The 2,641-nt window shown below is 47.0% G+C and carries 2 protein-coding genes; both read left to right on the plus strand.

What is annotated here, in order from left to right; translation table 11 throughout:
• Positions 1-858, plus strand: an 858-nt coding sequence (locus Q4500_RS18580; protein ID WP_303601054.1) for a type IX secretion system membrane protein PorP/SprF, incomplete at its 5' end; no start/stop codon positions are given.
• An 11-nt stretch (positions 859-869) separates the two neighbouring features.
• A partial coding sequence (locus Q4500_RS18585) for a carboxypeptidase regulatory-like domain-containing protein (protein WP_303601055.1) occupies positions 870-2,641 on the plus strand: 1,772 nt, incomplete at its 3' end.

Below are 2,641 nucleotides of genomic sequence, written 5' to 3' on the forward strand. Positions count from 1 at the left end.
TACACGCAGTACATGTACAATACGATATCGGTGAACCCTGCGTATGCAGGTTCACGGGGAGTGTTGAGCATAGCGGCACTGCACCGTTCGCAGTGGGTGGGGCTTGACGGCGCACCGACGACGCAGACGCTGAACTTCCATACACCGGTATCGGACCATGTAGGTCTTGGGCTATCAGTGGTGAACGACGAGATCGGTAACGGTGCGAACCAGGATACTTATATCGATGCAGCTTTCAGCTATACGGTAAATACCTCTGAGGAAGGGAAGCTTTCCTTCGGACTTAAAGCGGGCGGACACCTATTGAACGTAGATTTCACGAAACTGAGGAACTACGGAGCGGAGAGCAACCTACCGAACATCGACAACAAGTTCTCACCGAACTTCGGAGCGGGGATCTATTACCATACGGACCAGTTCTATGCAGGGCTATCGGTTCCGAACTTTTTACAGACCGAGCATTTCGACAGTTCGGATACGAACAGTTCTAGCCTGATCGCACAAGAGCGTATGAACTTCTATCTGATCACGGGCTATGTGTTCGATCTTAATGGCAACGTAAAGTTCAAGCCTGCGGCACTTATAAAAGCAGTAAAGGGAGCACCGTTACAAGTTGACCTTAGTGCAAACTTTCTGTTCAACGACAAGTTCTCTTTGGGAGCTGCGTATAGATGGGACGCGGCACTCAGCGCACTGTTCGGTTTTCAGCTGAACGACCAGTTCATGATAGGTCTGGCATATGATAAAGAAACGACCGATCTGGGAGCGACAACGTTCAACGACGGTTCTTTCGAGATCATGCTGCGCTATGAATTCTTGAACAAGTACAAACGAGTGATCACCCCAAGATTCTTTTAATAAAAAACGACATGAAAAAAACAGGATATATTTTTTGTGGCTTGGCGGTAATGGCTATGATGGCGAACGCACAGGACAAGAAGATAAAGAAAGCGGATACAAAATTCACGGACTATGCCTATGCCTCGGCGATACAATCGTACGAGCAATTGGTAAAGGACGGATATACCGAAGAAGAGGTGTACAAGAATTTAGGCAACGCGAACTATTTAAATGCAAACTACGAAGAAGCATCTAGCTGGTACGGCAAACTGTTCGCACTTGAGGGGACGGATATCGACCCGGAGTATATGTACCGCTACGCACAGACTTTGAAGTCGTTGGAAAACTATACAGAATCCGACACTTGGATGCAGAAGTTCAAGAGTGCAAAAACGAACGACCAACGCGCCATCACTTTTGGAGAGAACCAAGACTACCTGGAACAGATCGAGGAACGCTCGGGCAGGTACGAACTAAAGAACATAGGTCTGAACTCGAAGGTATCGGACTTTGCACCCTCTTTCTATGAAGACGGATTGGTGTTTTCTACGGCAAGGGACAGCGGACTATTAACGAAGAACATCCATAGATGGAACAACGGATCTTTCTTGAACCTGTACAAAGCTGAACAGGACGATCAGGGTAACTTTACCAATGTAGACAAGCTCAGTAAAAGATTGAACAAAAAGACCCATGAATCATCAACGGCATTCACCAAGGACGGACAGACGATGTACTTTACAAGGAACAATTCCGATGAGGGAAAATTCGAAAGGGACGAGGAAGGGGTAAGTAGACTAAAGATATACAGGGCGACAAAAGAAAACAGTGAATGGAACGAAATCGAAGAACTACCTTTCAACGGGGACAGTTATTCGGTAGCACACCCGACGCTGAACAACGACGAAACCAAATTGTACTTCGCTTCCGATATGCCGGGAACGAAAGGGGAGTCGGATATCTACGTGGTGGACATCAACACGGACGGCAGTTTCGGTACACCGAAGAACCTAGGACCAAGAATCAATACGGAGGCAAGGGAGACCTTCCCGTTCGTAACGGAATCCGATAAATTATATTTTTCATCGGACGGGCATCCGGGACTTGGAGGACTTGACGTCTTCGCAACGGACCTGAACAATGAAAGGGGAGAGATCTACAATGTAGGACGCCCTTTGAACGGAGAGGAAGACGACTTCTCATACATTATAAACGAAGAGACCAAGAAAGGCTTTTTCGCATCGAACCGAAAAGGAGGACAGGGCAATGACGATATCTACAGTTTTGTAGAAATGACCCCGTTGGACTTCACCTGTCATACAAATATTACGGGAATCGTAAAGGACCAAAAAACCAATGCACTGTTAACGGATGCATCGGTAACGGTATACGACAAGGATAACAAAGTAGTATCAAGTTCGAACACCGATGCGAACGGGGCGTTCGAAATGAAAGGTAATTGTGGCGAAGGTAGTTATAAGGTAGTAGCCACCAAGACGGATTACGAGGAAGGCAACAAGACCTTCATGACCGTAAAAGCAGAAGACGCGACCGGCATAGAGATCGTACTGGCACAGGTAGACCCATCTGCACCGATAGGCACCGACCTTGCCAAATACCTGAACATAGAACCGATCTACTTCGATTTCGACAAGTACTTCATCCGAGAAGATGCGAGGATCAGTATCAACAAGGTATTGGCATATTTGAACGAATACCCGAATGTCAACGTACAGGTACGTTCGCATACCGATTCACGTGCTAACGATGCGTACAACATGACATTATCGGCGAACAGGGC

Origin of the sequence: Maribacter sp. 1_MG-2023 (assembly GCF_030547005.1) — a bacterium.
In the GTDB taxonomy this organism is placed as follows: Bacteria; Bacteroidota; Bacteroidia; order Flavobacteriales; family Flavobacteriaceae; genus Maribacter.